This is a genomic window from Desulfomicrobium salsuginis (genome assembly GCF_054657795.1).
On record NZ_BAAHYA010000001.1, the window covers coordinates 803,136 to 819,167 of the forward strand.

14 protein-coding genes and 2 tRNA genes are annotated in these 16,032 nt (G+C 65.2%); 6 read left to right on the forward strand and 10 right to left on the reverse strand.

Annotation, left to right across the window (positions count from 1 at the left end):
- The first annotated feature begins 53 nt into the window (after positions 1–53).
- Positions 54–692 carry a thiamine diphosphokinase gene (locus ACYQ3G_RS03510; protein WP_459822378.1) on the forward strand — a complete coding sequence of 213 codons (639 nt, stop codon included), beginning with the start codon at positions 54–56 and terminating at the stop codon, positions 690–692.
- 1,453 nt (positions 693–2,145) lie between these two features.
- On the opposite strand, the gene proB is transcribed toward ACYQ3G_RS03510, so the two are convergent.
- The 9 genes from proB to ACYQ3G_RS03555 form a co-directional block, all read right to left on the reverse strand.
- Positions 2,146–3,300: a glutamate 5-kinase gene (gene proB / locus ACYQ3G_RS03515; RefSeq protein ID WP_459822380.1), complete on the reverse strand. Its 1,155-nt coding sequence runs from the start codon at positions 3,298–3,300 to the stop codon at positions 2,146–2,148.
- Positions 3,284–4,327: a GTPase ObgE gene (gene obgE, locus ACYQ3G_RS03520; protein ID WP_459822382.1), complete on the reverse strand. Its 1,044-nt coding sequence runs from the start codon at positions 4,325–4,327 to the stop codon at positions 3,284–3,286. The genes proB and obgE overlap by 17 nt, the downstream gene beginning before the upstream one ends.
- Before the next feature lie 95 nt (positions 4,328–4,422).
- On the reverse strand, positions 4,423–4,689 hold the full coding sequence (rpmA, locus tag ACYQ3G_RS03525) for a 50S ribosomal protein L27 (protein ID WP_028576977.1): 267 nt from the start codon (positions 4,687–4,689) through the stop codon (positions 4,423–4,425).
- A gap of 18 nt (positions 4,690–4,707) precedes the next feature.
- Positions 4,708–5,019, reverse strand: a complete 312-nt coding sequence (gene rplU, locus ACYQ3G_RS03530) for a 50S ribosomal protein L21 (RefSeq protein WP_459822384.1) — start codon at positions 5,017–5,019, stop codon at positions 4,708–4,710.
- A 163-nt stretch (positions 5,020–5,182) separates the two neighbouring features.
- Complete coding sequence (locus tag ACYQ3G_RS03535; protein WP_459822386.1) at positions 5,183–7,786, reverse strand: hybrid sensor histidine kinase/response regulator; 2,604 nt, start codon at positions 7,784–7,786, stop codon at positions 5,183–5,185.
- Positions 7,783–8,517: a ComFC family protein gene (locus ACYQ3G_RS03540; protein WP_459822388.1), complete on the reverse strand. Its 735-nt coding sequence runs from the start codon at positions 8,515–8,517 to the stop codon at positions 7,783–7,785. The genes ACYQ3G_RS03535 and ACYQ3G_RS03540 overlap by 4 nt, the downstream gene beginning before the upstream one ends.
- Positions 8,511–9,074 carry a flavodoxin family protein gene (locus tag ACYQ3G_RS03545; RefSeq protein WP_459822390.1) on the reverse strand — a complete coding sequence of 188 codons (564 nt, stop codon included), beginning with the start codon at positions 9,072–9,074 and terminating at the stop codon, positions 8,511–8,513. Before ACYQ3G_RS03545 ends, ACYQ3G_RS03540 begins: the two co-directional genes overlap by 7 nt.
- Positions 9,071–9,253 carry a hypothetical protein gene (locus tag ACYQ3G_RS03550; RefSeq protein WP_459822392.1) on the reverse strand — a complete coding sequence of 61 codons (183 nt, stop codon included), beginning with the start codon at positions 9,251–9,253 and terminating at the stop codon, positions 9,071–9,073. The genes ACYQ3G_RS03545 and ACYQ3G_RS03550 overlap by 4 nt, the downstream gene beginning before the upstream one ends.
- A gap of 55 nt (positions 9,254–9,308) precedes the next feature.
- A complete protein-coding gene (locus tag ACYQ3G_RS03555; protein ID WP_459822394.1) occupies positions 9,309–9,938 on the reverse strand; it encodes an MBL fold metallo-hydrolase in 630 nt (209 codons plus the stop codon).
- A 125-nt stretch (positions 9,939–10,063) separates the two neighbouring features.
- On the opposite strand from ACYQ3G_RS03555, the gene ACYQ3G_RS03560 reads away from it, so the two are divergent.
- The 5 genes from ACYQ3G_RS03560 (at position 10,064) to ACYQ3G_RS03580 (ending at position 14,945) form a co-directional block, all read left to right on the forward strand.
- Positions 10,064–12,508 (forward strand): diguanylate cyclase domain-containing protein, encoded by a 2,445-nt coding sequence (locus ACYQ3G_RS03560; protein ID WP_459822396.1) that lies wholly within the window; start codon positions 10,064–10,066, stop codon positions 12,506–12,508.
- 42 nt (positions 12,509–12,550) lie between these two features.
- Positions 12,551–12,626, forward strand: a tRNA-Asn gene (locus ACYQ3G_RS03565).
- 342 nt (positions 12,627–12,968) lie between these two features.
- On the forward strand, positions 12,969–14,048 hold the full coding sequence (locus tag ACYQ3G_RS03570) for a TOBE domain-containing protein (RefSeq protein WP_459822398.1): 1,080 nt from the start codon (positions 12,969–12,971) through the stop codon (positions 14,046–14,048).
- A gap of 99 nt (positions 14,049–14,147) precedes the next feature.
- On the forward strand, positions 14,148–14,774 hold the full coding sequence (locus tag ACYQ3G_RS03575; protein WP_459822400.1) for a hypothetical protein: 627 nt from the start codon (positions 14,148–14,150) through the stop codon (positions 14,772–14,774).
- 95 nt (positions 14,775–14,869) lie between these two features.
- Positions 14,870–14,945: transfer RNA gene (locus tag ACYQ3G_RS03580), tRNA-Asn, on the forward strand.
- Positions 14,946–15,071: 126 nt separating this feature from the next.
- On the opposite strand, the gene trxB is transcribed toward ACYQ3G_RS03580, so the two are convergent.
- Positions 15,072–16,019, reverse strand: coding sequence for a thioredoxin-disulfide reductase (trxB, locus tag ACYQ3G_RS03585; protein WP_459822402.1), 948 nt, complete (start codon positions 16,017–16,019; stop codon positions 15,072–15,074).
- Between the last annotated feature and the right edge of the window lie 13 nt (positions 16,020–16,032).

Consider the following 16,032-nt stretch of genomic DNA (forward strand, 5'->3'; position numbering starts at 1 on the left):
GCGGGATGCCCCCGAAACAGCAAGATTTCCCCACTTCACACCAAGGACGTTCCATGCACTGGGTTCTCCTGGCCAACGGCCCCCTCGACCTCTCCCACAACATCCGCACCCTGATCGCCACGGCCGACCGCGTCGTCGGTGTGGACGGGGGCAGCCGCCACCTTGCGCCGCTGTCCATCATCCCCCACTTGGCCGTAGGGGACATGGACTCCATTCCGGAGGACCTCCTCGCCAGCTACCGGGACGCTGGGGTCGAGATGGACCTTCACCCGCCGAAAAAGGACGCCACGGACCTGGAGCTGGCCCTGGAACTGGCCCTGGAGCGCGGCGCGACGCGCATCTCCATCCTGGGCGGAACCGGCGGGCGCCTGGACCATACCCTGGGCAACCTCTTCCTGCTGTCGCGCTGCCTGCCCGCAGGCGTCCCGGCCTGCGTCATGGACGAGGGCCAGTGCGTGCACCTCACGGACCAGCCCCTGACCCTGACCGGGAGCGTCGGCGACACCCTGTCCCTGCTCCCGGCTACGGCCGAAGTCCACGGCGTGACGCTCTCCGGCCTGGAATACCCGCTCCGCGACGCCACCCTGACCTTCGGCACCAGCTGGGGCATGAGCAACGTCTTCACCGAAACCACCGCCAGCGTGGCCCTGCGCTCGGGGCGGCTCTTCGTTTTTCACCTTTTCAGATCCTGACAGGCCGCCCAAAAAGTTGTGTGCGTCAAGTTCAGCAAATGTTCACGGCATGAGGGGTTAGCTCAAGCCGTTTGCGACCGAGAATCGGCCCGCCAGAACTCATCCGAGGTCGCGAACGCACAAAGCATACAGATCCGACAGTTGCCGCTCCAACTCCCCTCCTGCCAAGGAGGGGTGCCCGAAGGGCGGGGTGGTTGCCTCTTGCTCTGACCTGACCTGGCGGTTCAGGCGGAATACCCCCTCCCCCTTCGGGTACTCCCCCTTGGCAGGGGGAGAATCAAGACAGTTCTTTCCGCGCACTCGCTTTCGGCATTCATTTCAATGTTTGCACCTCACGTTCAGCAAATTTTCAGTTGTGTGCGTCACGTTCAGCAAATTTTCCACGGCATGATGGGTAACCTCAAGCCGTTTGCGACCGAGAATCGGCCCGCCAAAACTCATCCGAGGTCGCGAACGCACAAAGCATGCAGATCCGACAGCTGCTGCTCCAACTCCCCTCCTGCCAAGGAGGGGTGCCCGAAGGGCGGGGTGATTGCCTCTTGCTCTGACCTGACCTGGCGGTTCAGGCGGAATACCCCCTCCCCCTTCGGGTACTCCCCCTTGGCAGGGGGAGAATCAAGACAGTTCTTTCCGCGCACTCGCTTTCGGCATTCATTTCAATGTTTGCACCTCACGTTCAGCAAATTTTCAGTTGTGTGCGTCACGTTCAGCAAATTTTCCACGGCATGATGGGTAACCTCAAGCCGTTTGCGACCGAGAATCGGCCCGCCAAAACTCATCCGAGGTCGCGAACGCACAAAGCATGCAGATCCGACAGCTGCTGCTCCAACTCCCCTCCTGCCAAGGAGGGGTGCCCGAAGGGCGGGGTGGTTGCTTCTTGCTCTGACCTGACCTGGCGGTCCAGGCGGAATACCCCCTCCCCCTTCGGGCACCCCCCCTTGGCAGGGGGAGAATCAAGACAGTTCTTTCCGCGCACTCGCTTTCGGCATGCATTCACTTCAATGTTTGTGCCTCACGTTCAGCAAATTTTCCACGGCATGATGGGTCAGCTCAATCCGTTTGCGACCGAGAATCGGCCCGCCAAAACTCATCCGAGGTCGCGAACACACAAAGCATACAGATCCGACAGTTGCCGCTCCAACTCCCCTCCTGCCAAGGAGGGGTGCCCGAAGGGCGGGGTGGTTGCTTCTTGCTTTGACCTGACATGTCGGTCCAGGCGGAATACCCCCTCCCCCTTCGGGTACTCCCCCTTGGCAGGGGGAGAATCAAGACAGTTCTTGCCGCGCAGTCTCTTTCGGCATGCAAAAAAACGGCGCAGGAAGCCGGAACATTGGGGCGGACACGGACCGTCACGGCCCGCGGGAATTTCGGCGTGCGCGGGCGCAAAAAAAGGCTTCGTGCATGAAAATGCAGAAGCCTATTTCACAGTGGGTGCGGCCTCTCGCCGCACTCTTCAGAGCGAACTGTCCAGCACCAGATTGTCCCGGTGCACGACCTCCTGATGAGGGCACGGGCCCAGGACCTTCTCGATCTCCGCGCTGCTCAAACCCTGGATCTTGCGCAGCTCCGCGGCCTTGAAGTTCGTCAGGCCCACGCCGACGGTGGCGCCGTCCAGGCCGGCGATGCGCACCAGCGCGCCCATGCCGAAGTTGCCCTCCACATCCTTCACCCCGGCGGCCAGCAGGCTTTTGCCCTTGGACGTCAGGGCGCGGGCGGCACCGTCGTCCACCACGATGGTCCCGGCCGGGTCCAGATGGTAGGCCAGCCAGAACTTGCGGCCCGAGAGCATCTTCTGGGTCGGCGCGACCCACGTGCCGAGCTCCTCCAGGTTGAAGACGCGCTCCAGCACGAACTTCTCCTTTCCCGAGACGATGAGGGTCGGCACGCCGATGCTGGCCGCGCGGCGGGCGGCCATGAGCTTGCTGAGCATCCCGCCCGTCCCGGCCCCGGTCTTGCCCCGGCACATGGACTGCAGGTTCAGCTCGGCGATGTTCTCGACGCAGGGCACGAAGGCCGCTTCGGGGTTTTCCAGGGGGTTGTCATCGAAAACGCCGTCGGCCGAGGTCAGGTTGACGATGACGTCAGCGCCGACGAGGTTGGCGACCATGGAGGACAGGGCGTCGTTGTCGCCGAACTTAAGCTCCTGCACGGCCACGGTGTCGTTTTCGTTGACGATGGGGATGACCTTCCAGTCCAGCAGGCGCGTCATGGTGTTGCGGGCGTTCAGGAAGCGCTCGCGACTGCGCAGGTCGTCCTTGGTCAAGAGGACCTGGGCCGTGATCTTCTCGTAGCGGGCAAAGGCCTCGTCGTAGCTGTGCATGAGGCGGCTCTGGCCCACGGCCGAGGCCGCCTGCTTGTGCACCATGCACCCGGCGGCCCGGTCCGCTCCGAGCACGCAGCGGCCCGCGGCCACGGCGCCGGAGGTCACGAGGACGATCTCCAGGCCCCGGTCATGCAGGCCCGCGATCTGGTCGGCCAGTCGGTTGACCACCCGCTCGTCCAGGCCCTTGTCCGTGGTCAGCACGGCGCTGCCCACCTTGACGACCACGCGCCTGGCCTTCTCCAGAATCCTGCGGCGCTGGGCGCGCCAATCAGTCGACTGTTCCATCTTCGGTTTCGCCCCCGTCCTTCACGGTCGCGAGATGCAGCTCCCACATGGCCGCAAGCACCTCGTCAACGCCGATCTCATTCAACGCCGACATGAAGTACACCCGAAGGCCCAGACGGTCAAAGGCCGCCCGCACCTCGGCCAGACGCTCGGCATCGGCCAGGTCGATCTTGTTGATGACGCGCATCTGGGGCTTCTCGGCCAGCTCGGGGTCGAACTGTCGCAACTCGTCGTCGAGGATGTGAAAGCCGGCCAACGGGTCTTCGGGGTTCACGTCCTCGATGCTCAGGATGTGCACCAGGAAGCGCGAGCGCTCCACGTGCCGCAGGAAGGTGTGCCCCAGGCCCAGGCCCGTGTGCGCGCCCTCGATGAGGCCGGGGATGTCGGCAACGACCAGCTTGCGGTCGTTCTCGTCGATGACCACGCCCAGGTTGGGCGACAGGGTGGTGAAGGGGTAGGCCGCGATCTTGGGCCGGGCCGCGGAAATGCGCGAGATGAACGTGGACTTGCCCGCGTTGGGCAGGCCCAGCAGTCCGACATCCGCGAAAACCTTGAGCTCCAGGCGGATGTACTTCTCCACCCCGGGCTCGCCGGGCTGCGCGAAGCGCGGCACCTGCATGGTCGAGGACTTGAAGTGGGCGTTGCCCTTGCCGCCGCGCCCGCCTTCGGCCACGACGATCTCCTGGCCGTCCCTGGTCAAGTCGGCGATGAGGACTTCGCCGTCATCCGTCTCCTCGTAAACCTGGGTGCCCACGGGCACCTCGATGACCTTGTCCACCCCGGCCCGGCCATAGCACAGCCGCCCGGACCCGGGACGGCCGCTTTCGGCCTCCTGGATGGGCGCGTGGCGATAGTCGTAGAGGGTCAGCAGGTTGCCCACGGCGCGGAACACGACGTCGCCGCCCTTGCCCCCGTCCCCGCCGTCGGGGCCCCCGCGGGGCACGTACTTCTCGCGGCGGAACGACACGCAGCCCTGGCCGCCGCTGCCGGAACGGATGATGATCTTGGCCTCGTCAACGAATCTCATGTGATCTCCAAGCCCGGGATCGACCCGGACAGCAAAAAAAGCCGCCCAAGAGCACCCTCTTGAAGCGGCTTGAAAAATCGTCGCAGCGACAATGTCTAGACGGCGGGAACGATATTGACCCTGGTCCGGACCTTGTTCTTGCGGGTGTATTTTTCAAATTTCACGACCCCGTCAATCAGGGCGAACAGCGTAAAATCCTTGCCAACACCGACGTTGACGCCGGGATGGACCTTGGTGCCGTGCTGACGCACGAGGATGTTGCCCGCCAGGACAGCCTGGCCACCGAACTTTTTCACGCCGAGCCGCTGACCGGCACTGTCGCGTCCGTTGCGTGAACTACCACCTGCTTTTTTATGAGCCATGTTTTCCTCCCGACGACACTAGGCCTGAATGGACTTCACCTTCAGGGTGGTGAAATCCTGACGGTGGCCCTGTGTTCTACGATAATCCTTGCGGCGTTTCTTCTTGAAAATGATGATCTTCTTGTCACGACCGTGCTCAACCACCTCGCACGTCACGGCAGCGCCGTCGACGAAGGGCTGGCCGATCTTCACGTCGGCGCCGGTCCCGACCAGCAGGATCTTGTCCAGAGTGATCTCCGAACCGGCCTGCGCATCAAGCTTGGCGACCTTCAGGCTGCGGCCTTCTTCTACACGGAACTGCTTTCCGCCAGTTTCTACGATTGCAAACATCTTGCGACCTCCAAAATATTGAACGACGTGGCTACCTTTTCCGAGGAACCCCGTCAAGACTTTCATCACGTTACAAGGCCGCCCGGAGCAGAGCAGCCGTCGAGAGGGAGGATGCACATAAAACGAAACCAAAGAGGCCGTCAACCGAAATCTGCCAAAAGCCTCACGCGCACCACTTCGCCAGCGTTTCCCGCAGGTCCTTCAGGCTGTAGGGCTTGGGCAGATGCCCGTCCATGCCCGCCTCCCGGCTTTTCTGCTGGTCCGACTCCAGGACGTGGGCCGTAAGGGCGATGATGGGCACCTCCAGGCCCATGGCCCGGATGGTCCGCGTGGCGTCAAGCCCGTCCAGGACCGGCATCTGGATATCCATAAGAATGATGTCGAAGCTCTGGCCCCCGGCCAGCGCGTCCACGGCCTCCTGCCCGTTCTCGGCCATGGTCACACGCGTCACGCCGAGGGTGCCGAGCATCTTCTTGAGCAGCCCGCGGTTGAAGGCGTTGTCCTCCACGGCCAGCACCCGGACTTCGGCGTAGGCCCCGTCCCCGGCCGCATCCTGTGGCAGGCCCTGCACGCGCGGCATGACGATGGCGGGCACGTCCAAAGGCAGGACAAAGGAGAAGGTGCTGCCCTGACCGGGGAGGCTGTGCACGGAGATGCCGGCGCCGCCCAGCAGACGAACCAGATTGTTGGCGATGGTCAGCCCCAGCCCTGTCCCGCCGTACTGCCGGGTCAGGGAGCCGTCGACCTGTTCGAAGGACGTGAAGATGTCCTTCTGGCGGTCGGCCGAAATGCCGATGCCCGTGTCGCGCACGAAAAAGTGCACGCTGGCCCGGCCGCCGCGCACCGATTCGGCGCTGACCGTGATCTCCACGCTGCCCGTCTCGGTGAACTTGACGGCGTTGCCGACGAGGTTGACCAGGACCTGCACGAGCCGCCCCTGGTCCGTGCGCACGGTCGCGGGCAGCCCCGTCGTGGTCAGCCGCAGCTCCAGGCCCTTCTGATGGGCCTGTTCGCCGAACATGGTCCGCAGGCGTTCGAGCATGGCCCCGAGGTCCACGTCCTCGGGCACGATGCGCATCATACCGGCCTCGATCTTGGAGAAGTCGAGGATGTCGTTGATGATGACCAGCAGGCTTTCGGCGCAGACCCGGATACTCTGCACGCACTCGGCCTGCCCCGGGTCCAGGGCGGTGTGGGAGAGCAACTCGCCGTGGCCGACGATGGCGTTCATGGGCGTGCGGATCTCGTGGCTCATGTTGGCCAGGAACATGCTCTTGGCCTGGGAGGCGGCCTCGGCCCTGCGCCGGGCGTCGACGATCTCCGTGACCTCGATGACGCTGACGATCATGCCGCCGAAGGCGTCCTTGCCCAGCACGGGCTGCATCCGCACCACCAGGGCCATGTCGCGGAAGGATTCGAGCTGGATCTCGCGCAGGCGGGTTCGCGGATCATGCCTGAGATTGCGCAGGCCTTCGTCGATCTCGTCCCCGAGAACGCCTCCGGGGAAAAGGTTCCAGACCTTGGCCCCGAGCAGCCGCTGCCTGTCCAGGCCGAGGATGCGGCTGAGGCTCGCGTTGACCTCGATCACCGACCCATCCTCGTCGCTCAGGGCCACGCCTTCGTCGATGCCGGCCAGCAGGGATTCCAGGCGCGACTTCTCCTGCAACAGAGCGGTTTCGGCCTGCTTGCGCTGGGTCACGTCCATGAAGACCTCGAGGATGAGCGTCTCGCCCTTGAGGATGACGGGGATGGAACTCTTGATGACATCGAGGGTCCGGCCCTGCATGGCGTGCATGCGCACCTCGTGCTCGAACTCGACCCTGGGCCCGTGTTCGGATGCCTCCGACTCCTCACAGAACATGTCCCAAGGGATGCGGCGCTCGAAGAACCAGCCGGGCTCGATGTCGAGGAGGTTGGTGGCGGCGAGGTTCACGCGGCGGATGGTGCGGTCCTGGCCAAGGATGGCGATGCCCACGGGCAGGGCCTCCAGAATCCGCTCCATGCCGGCGTTGGCCTCGACCACGGACTCGGCGTCCCGCACCCGCTCCTCCAGAAGCCCGCCCACTGCGGCCATGCTGCGCAGGCACAGTCCGCTCATGACCGCCAGCAACAGCGCCCCCAGCGCGAGGCGGCCCACCAGCGCGCGGTTGGCCCGCGTCTGATGGTCGTCGATGTGTCCCGAGATGCTCTCGACAATACGCTGCGCAACGGCCTGCGCCGTCGCATCGGCCTGAATGAAAAGGCTCTCCACCCGCACCGCCGTCGCCGGGTCGAACGTTCCCGACGTTGCAGTTCTCGCCGTCAGATTCGTGCTCGCGTCCAGAATCCCCTGGACCATGGGCACGAGAGGCGCCGCCGTTGCCAGGAACTCGGGGGGCATGGGTTCAGGCAGGGAAATGGGGACGGCCCCGGCGGTCTCCCCTTTCACGCGCAGCTCCCCGCCCTGGTGCATCAGGACCAGCAGTCCCTTGGCCCGCAAGAGCCGCCTGTCCGCCTCGGCCGAAAGGCCCTTGGTCACGGAGGGGTCACTCTCCCCGGGCAGCCTGGAAAGGGCCAGGCGGGCGGCCCCGAGGTCGAAACGCAGACTCTGCACCAGCTCCAGATGGCGCTGGTCAATACGCAGCTGCTGCTGGTGCTCGTCGATGCTCAAAAAACGGTACACCTCGATGCTCATCAGCGCGACGGTCCCTGCCACCAGGCAGACCAGCATGACCAGCAGGCGCTTCTGATCGGGATGCCTCCAGCGGAGGGCGAGAGCGCTCTTCATAGGGCCCTGGCCAGGACGAAGACATCCACCTTCGCGGCGCCGGCCTCGAGACAGGCGCGGGCGCAGGCCGTCATTGTGGCCCCGGTGGTCATGACGTCGTCGACGATGAGGACATGCCGGCCCCGCACTTCGGGAGAGGCGGCGAAGGCTCCGGCGACGTTGCCGCGGCGGGCGGCGCGCCCCAGGCTCGACTGGGTGCGCGTCTCACGGGTCTTGACCAGGGCGTGCGTCAGCGGCCGCAGGGCCATGACCCGGCCCAGCATCCGGGCCAGCTCCGCGCTCTGGTTGAATCCGCGGCGCAGCACATGACCCGGCAGCATGGGCACGGGGACGATCACGTCCGGCCGGCCCAGCCCCCGCAACTCCCAGGCCTGGCGGGTCAGAAAGGACAGCAGGCGGCCCAGGCCGAGCTCGTGGCCGAACTTGTGGCGGTGCACCAGTTCCTTGAGATGGCCGTCGTAGGGACCGTGAAAGGCCAGCCCGGACCAGGGCGGCGGGGACATGCGGCAGTCCAGGCAGCGGTAGACCGGCGAACCGGCATCGGCAAAGCAGGTGCCGCACAGCGGGCAGTGCCCGCCCCGGCGCGGCGCCAGTTCCGATGCGCATTCCGGGCACAGGGGATAGTCGCGCGGGTCGTCCAGCACCGCCGCGCAGAGCTGGCAACGTCGGCCCGCAAGGCAGACCAGGGCGTCCAGGCAGCGCCCGGCCGTGACCGCAAGGCCGCCTACCATCCGCTCCTCCCGGCCAGGGCGCGCACCGCCTGCATGGCCTCGTGGCATCTCGAGAACTCGCCGGCCTCGTCGATGCCGCGCAACAGGGCGGTTCCTTCCAGGCGGAAATCCAGGACATCCAGAAAATAGCGCAGGGTCGGCAGAATGCCGTCGAAAAGCTTCTCGCCGCGCGGGCGACCGGCGACGAGCACGGCATAGGCCGGACGCACGGCTCCCGCCGCGGCCAGCCCGGCCTGCCTGGCCAGGTACCGGGATTGGGCGCGGTCGATCCAGGCCTTGGCCTGGCTCGGGAGATGATAGAAATAGACGGGCGCGGTCAGGACGAGCCCTGAAGCCTGATCAAGCCGCGTGAAGAGGTCATCCGCCGCGTCCTCGCCGCTCATGCGGCAGACGCCTGCGGCGGCGCAGGCGCCGCAGCCCGTGCAGGGCTCCACATGGTGGTCCCGCAGGCGCAGGGCATGGCTTTCGCCATGCAGGCAGCGCGCGAAAAGGTCCGCGGCCTGATCGCTGTTGCCGCCCCCACGGGGGCTCAGGGACATGACGACGGGCTGTCTCATGGGCGGCGCTTGCGGACGAATTCCGCCCGCACGTATTCCCCGACCGGCTGCATGGTCAGGGTCCAGTCGGTTTCGACGTAGAGCGCGTTCTCAAGCTGGGGAACGACGCCCGGGCTGACCCAGAAAACCTGCCGGTCCGTCCGGCTGAAACGCAGATACCAACTGGCATCGGAACCCACGTGTCAGCACTTGTCCCGGAAATCGTGTTCACCTTCGGGAATCATGCGGTCCTCCCTAGCGGGTGAACTCGGTGAAAAAGGGGTTGTTGAGCCGTTCCTGCCGCACCGTGGTCTCGGGCCCGTGGCCGGGATAGATGACGGTGTCCTCGGGCAGGGTGAATATCTTGGTGCGCACGGAGCGCATGAGTTCCCGCTCGGAGCTGCCGGGAAAATCGGTGCGCCCCACGGAGCGATAGAAGATCAGGTCGCCGACGAAGACGGCCCTGATCGTCTCGAAGTAGAAGGACAGGCTGCCCGGGCTGTGGCCGGGGGTGGCCAAAACGCGGCACGTCGTGCCCAGGAGGGGCAGTTCGCCCTCCTCCAGGGGGGTGATCTCGAAGGCAGGCGTGCGGGGAAACCCCATCATGCCGCCCCCGCCGAGCTCCGTCTGCATGAGGTAGGCGTCCTTTGGATTGGCCATGACCGTCACGCCAGCGGCCGCCACCAGGTCGGCGTTGCCCTGGATGTGATCGAAGTGCAGGTGCGTGTTGAGCACGCTGTGAAGAACGAGCTTTCTGGAGGAAAGAAAGGACAGGATCTCGTCGGCGTCCCCGCCGGGGTCGATGACCACGGCCTCGTGGTCGGAGTGCAGGACATAGCAGTTGGTATCCAGAGGCCCCAGGGGCATGGCGGTCACGTGAAGCATCGATTCCTCCCTCGGAAATGGTGTCTTCCCGGGCTGTAGCCACCTTCGACCCAAAACACAATTCTCCTTTCTGGACAAGGGGTGCGGCATGAGGCAAAGGCTTCGGAAACACCCTGGGGTCAATCATGAACACGGCCAGTCCCATCTCTCCCCTGCGCCGGCAGGACATCGTCGAATACGAGCCTCTGCTCAAAAGCTCCTTCAAGGAACTCCTGTCCTTTTCCTCCTACAGCCTCATGTTCCCGGCCGTCAGTCCGGAGGAACTCGAGCCCGACGCCGAGCACCCCTACGGCAGGGCCGTACTGGAGGACGACCGTCTTCAGCTGCCCCTCATCCGCGGCGACAGGCTGCTGGCAATCTTCGAGGCCCGCGGGGTGGACGCCGCCAAGACGGCCCAGGCCCTGCCCTACCTGCCAGTCATGGCCTCCCTGTGCCTGGAGCAGATCGGGCTCAGGAAACTGGCCATCACCGACCCCCTGACGAGCCTCGCCAACCGCCACTGCCTGCACGGGGCGCTGATGCGTGAGATCTCGGGCATCCTCGGCTCCATCATGCCCGGCCCCGAGGCCGTGGCCGACGATTCCCTGCAGGGGCACAGCGCCTGCTTCGGGCTGATCATGATCGACCTGGACCGCTTCCGCCAGGTCAACGAGAGCTATGGGCACCTCTTCGGCGACCGCATCCTGAACCTCGCGGCCGAGGTGCTGCGCGACGCCTGCCCCAAGCAGGCACTGGTCTGCCGCCTGGACGGCGACTCCTTCGGCGTGCTCTGGCCCCAGGCATCAAGGTCCAAGCTGCGCGATCTGGCGTCGAACCTCGGCATCGAGATGTCCAAGGTCACGGCCCGCTTCGCCCCCTTGCGCGAGGACGTGTCCGTGTCGGCCAGCATCGGCTTCGTCAACTATCCCCAGGACCTTCAGGGCGCGCAGTTCCAGAAGGCCCCGGCCGAACAGGCCTGGCTGGTGCTGGAGAAAGCCGAAAAGGCCCTGAACACGGCCAAGGCCTGCGGCCGTGGGCAGGTCTACTCCTTCAACCAGATCCTGGCCCAGGGCGGCGTCGTGCTCGAGGTCATGCCCATGAACCGGCTGATCATCAACCTCGGCCGCAGCGTGGACGCCCACGAGGGCCAGCGCTTCCTGGTCTGGTCGCGCAAGTTCAACGGCCGCGAGACCATCGTCGGCGCCAGTGGGGACGTGGTCTTCGGGCACTACCCGCCCATGTACAAGGCCGAGGTCTCCCTGGTGGAGGTCCAGGACGAGATGGCCATCGCCGAGATCCTGGTCCAGAATGACCCGGACTGGGTGGTGGAGAAAGGGGACAAGCTGACGCTCCTGGACGAGCATTCGGGTCTGATGGAGCAGCGCGAAGCCCAGCCCGGCGCCCGCTCGCCGCAAAAGGACCTGCTGACCGGCCTCTACCCCTACCGCGATTTCCTGCAGACGTGGCAGACCGCGCGCAGCCAGTCCAAGACCTTCTCCGTGCTGCTCATGCGCCTGGAGTCGCCCCACTCCGAACGCACGCCCATGGACCAGATGAAGGAGGAACAGTTCTTTCAGGCACTGACCAACCGCGCCGAAACCCTGTTCGGCCCGTCGGCCCTGGGCGGCCGCTACAGCATGAACTGCGTCGTCTACCACGTGCCGGACATGGAGCCGTCCGAATGCGCGCGGGCGGTGCGCGAACTCTTCGAGGACGACCGCTTCGCCGGGCTGGACAAGTCCGTAGGCATCGCGGGCTACCCCTTCCTGGACTTCACCCGCTCGGACATCCTGGACAACGCCCGCAAGGCCATGGACCACGCCGCGCTGCTGCAGGACGAAAAAATCGCCTGCTTCGATTCCATCTCCCTGAACATCAGCGCCGACCGGCTCTTCGCCCAGGGCGAAGTCTACGACGCCATCGCCGAGTACAAGAAGGCCCTCACGGCCGACGAAGGCAACCTCCTGGCCCGCAACTCCCTCGGCGTCTGCTACGCCCGCCTGAACAAGTACAACTCGGCCAGGGCCATCTTCCAGGATCTCGCGGCGAGCCACCCGGACCAGATCATGCCCCTCTACAATTTCGGCTGCGCCTGCCTCAAGGACGGCGACCCCGAAGCGGCGCGGCAGGCCTTCGAACAGGTTCTGGCCGTGAAGCCCGACCACATCTACGCCCTCATCCGCCTGGGCCTCATGGCCGAGGAGGAAGGGGATTTCGAACGGGCCTGGGCCCTCTACGAGCAGGTCGGGGCCGCACCCGCAGGCGACGGGCAAACGCCGGCGAGCAGCCTGGCCCACCGCTACCTGGCCCGTCTGGCCTTCCGCCGCGACGACCGCGACACGGCTCGCGAACTGCTCCACCAGGCCATCACTTCCAACCCCCAGGACGCCCACTCCTTCCACCTGCTGGCCAAGATTTACCTGGAGCGCGGGGACGACCCGGAGATCGCCGAATCCCTGGCCCGCCAGAGCGTACACCTCAAGCCCGACGCGCCGGCCTTCTGGGAAGTCCTCATCTCGGCCCTGGAGCAGCAGGGCAAGGCCGAGGAAGCCGGACAGACAAAAATTCGCGCCGCGGCCCAAACCGGTTGACAGCGCATCCCTCTTTGCCCTAAAGGGGCTTCTCACGAGCGATCCCCGGTAGCTCAGTTGGCAGAGCAGGTGGCTGTTAACCACCCTGTCGGCAGTTCAAATCTGTCCCGGGGAGCCAGAATTTCCAAGGCCCTTCACATCGAAGGGCCTTTTCTTTTTCCCGACGGCCTGCGGTATCCCCAATCTTCGACACCTCTCGACGCCAAGGCGCAGGTCTTCGGCCGGGTGCCGTCCGTGCGGCGTCGGCTGTCCGACTGCGCCAGGCATCGTCGGGAGAACCGTTGCCCTCGCCCGAAGCGCGGTTTCCGGTCGTGCACGCAACGGTTATCCCCTACGAGGCCGGCAAAGGAGTTCCGACGCCGCACGGACGGCACCCGGCCGAAGACCCCTCCGAGCCGCCTCCCCCCAATCTGCATTCTCCTCTTGCCTTTTCCCCTCCGACCAGTCCAAAATAAATTTTATGAACCCTCCCACCAGCAAGAAGCCCCGACCAGCCTCCCGCCCGTCCGACCACGGCCGCATCGTGGCCGAGCCGTCCTCGTGTCTGGACACGCTGCAGCTCGAACGCCTGGAACGGGAGTTCAGGACATGGGCCGACGGAACGCCGCGCGCAGACGTGGCCCTGTCCCGCAGGCGCATCCTGCTCATCTTCCTGCTCATCCGCCATACCGGGGCCAAACTGCACGAGGTGCTGACGCTGAACCCAGTCCGCGACGTCGATCACGGGGCCCTGACCGTTGCCTTCGGCCGCGACGCCCAGGACGCCGAGGCGCGGACGGTGCCGCTGGCCGAAAACGTGTCGCGGGAAATCAGGGCGCTGCTGGACGACGAGGCCTTCCTTCGCAGCGCGGGGCAGACCCTCAGCGTGGACCCTGCCTTCGTGCGCCGCAAATTCTACGAACGCGCCCAGGCCTGCGGTTTCCCCAAGCAAATGGGCAGCCCGGAGGCCATCCGCAAGTCCCGCGGGGTTGAGCTGATGCAGTCCAACATGCCTCTGCCGGCGGTACAGAAGTACTTGGGGCACTCCACCCCCAATCTGACGTCTTCCTACGTATCGTTCTCCGAAGAGGACATCCGGGCCGTGACCTCCACATTCCTGCAGCGCGAAAGCGCGCGCAAGACCAGCGCCCGCAACGCCTTCTTCGGCCGGGTCGACCGCATCCTGCCGGCCGACCTGCAGGCCGTGGTGGAGCTGGTCACCCCCGGCGGACACACGCTTTCGTCCATCATCACCCTGGACAGCCTGAAGCGCATGGGCCTCAAGGCGGGCCGTCTGGCGACCATCGAGGTCAAGGCGCCCTGGGTGCATCTGTACCGATCCGAAGCGGAGCCCCTCTGCTCGGCCGAAAACCGATTCCTCGGCCGCATCGTCCGCATGACCCGCGGACGGATCAACACCGAGTGCGTGCTGAGCATCGATCCGGAAACGGAACTGTGCTCCATCGCGACGAACCGGAGCCTGGACCGGCTCGGGCTGTGCGAAGGAGCGGCGGCCTGGGCCGTGTTCGGCGCGTATTCCACCATCCTGCGCGTCGACTAGAATCTTCGGTCCGCATACGGACAGGCGCGCACCTGCCGCGGCATGGACTTCGGGCCCCGATGGCGTATGATGCTGTCGAATTCAGCCGAGGAGGACGACATGTGCAAGCGAATTCCAGGAATAGGCGTTCTTAATTTGGTAGCGCTGGCCATCGTGGCCGTGTTGGCCGGATGCGCGGGCAACCGTTTTGCGGACCTTTACCAGCCCGGCGACGCGGAGGTTGCCCTGTGGGGCTCCGAAACCATCCCCGTCGAACCCGGTTGGCGCTATATCGGTGCGGAACAGTTCAACGTCAGGGGCGAAACCAGGGACACGTCCCTGCCGCCCATCGATCTGATCCAGACTCTGGTTTTTGTGCGGGAGGGAGAGGGGCCGGCCTCGATCCTGCTGCTGTCGCGGGTCGTCAAAACGGGCGATCTGGAGGTCTTCGTCTTTCTCGGCGGGTACAAGACCGAAGTGAACGGGCGAACATTCCGCGAAAGCCTGTACGGGCTCCCCTCGGAAACAACGGACCCCGAATATCGCCGCTATCTTGCAAAGGCTGCCGCCGCGGGAGTCGAGCTGGCGCCGATCTATCAGGTGAAGGTTTTGGACAGGCTGCCGGTGGACACGGTCATGATACGCGCCATGGAACTGACTCCGGGCACGATCACATCGTCCTTGCCGCCCTACGGGAAACTTTATCCTCAGGAGCGTCTCGATCCGCTCTTTCGCGATTTCCGCTAAGCCGGCCGGAAATCAGCTGAGCAGGCCGAAAAGAAGGGGGCTTTCCCGGTTGACAGCCGAGCCCCCTTTCCCTAAAAGCGCCTTCTGGCCGACGTTCCCCGGTAGCTCAGTTGGCAGAGCAGGTGGCTGTTAACCACCCTGTCGGCAGTTCAAATCTGTCCCGGGGAGCCAGCAGATTTCCCGCCACAGGCGACAAAAAACCCCTTGAAATTCAAGGGGTTTTTTGTTTTCACGACCACCGCGCGAAACCGGCGCATGGCGCGGACCGCGTCCGGCGCCATGCGTCCGCCAGCCGCCCTACTTGCGGCCGGCCTGGGCCTTGCGGGCCTCCACGAAGTGCGCCGCGGCCAGGGCCGCGACACAGCCGTCGGCCGCAGCCAGGACGATCTGGTTGGCGTATTTCTGCCGCAGGTCGCCCACGGCGAAGATGCCGGGCAGACTCGTTTCGCACTTTTCGTCGGTGACGACGTATCCCGCGGCGTTCATCTTCACTCCGGCCGGCACGAGCATGTTGTTCGGCCTGAACCCGACGAAGATGAACACGCCGTCGGTGTCGATGTCGCGGGTTTCGCCGCTCTCGACGTGCTGGACGGTCACGCCGGTCACGCCCTGGTCGTTGCCGGCGATGTTCGTCAGCACGGAGCTCAGGACCAGGGTGATGCGAGGCTCGGCGAAGACGCGCTGCTGAAGGATGCGGCTGCCGCGGAACTCTTCCCGCCGGTGCACGAGATAGACCTTGTTGCAGATCTTGGAGAGATACAGGGCATCCTCCAGGGCCGTGTCGCCGCCGCCGACCACGACGACGGTCTTGCCGCGGAAGAAGAACCCGTCGCACGTCGCGCAATAAGACACGCCCTTACCGTACTGCTCCATCTCGCCAGGCACGCCCAGCTTGCGAGCCGAGCCGCCGGCGGCCAGAATCACGGCATGGGTGTCCAGCCGGGTGCCGTCGGCCAGCACCACCTCGTGGAAGTCAACGCCGGGCTCCACTCGGGCCACCTCATTCTCCCGAATCTCCAGATTATAGCGCTTGGCGTGGTTCAGGAACTTCTCGCACAGCTCGAAGCCCCCGACCTCCTCGATGCCGGGGTAGTTCTCCACGTCCTTGGTCAGGGCGACCTGCCCGCCGGGCATGCCCTTCTCGACCAGCACGGCGTTCATGGCCGCGCGCATGGCGTAAATGCCCGCCGAGAGACCAGCAGGCCCTCCGCCCACAATGACCAGATCGTACATGTTCTTTTCCAAGATATGCTCCTTA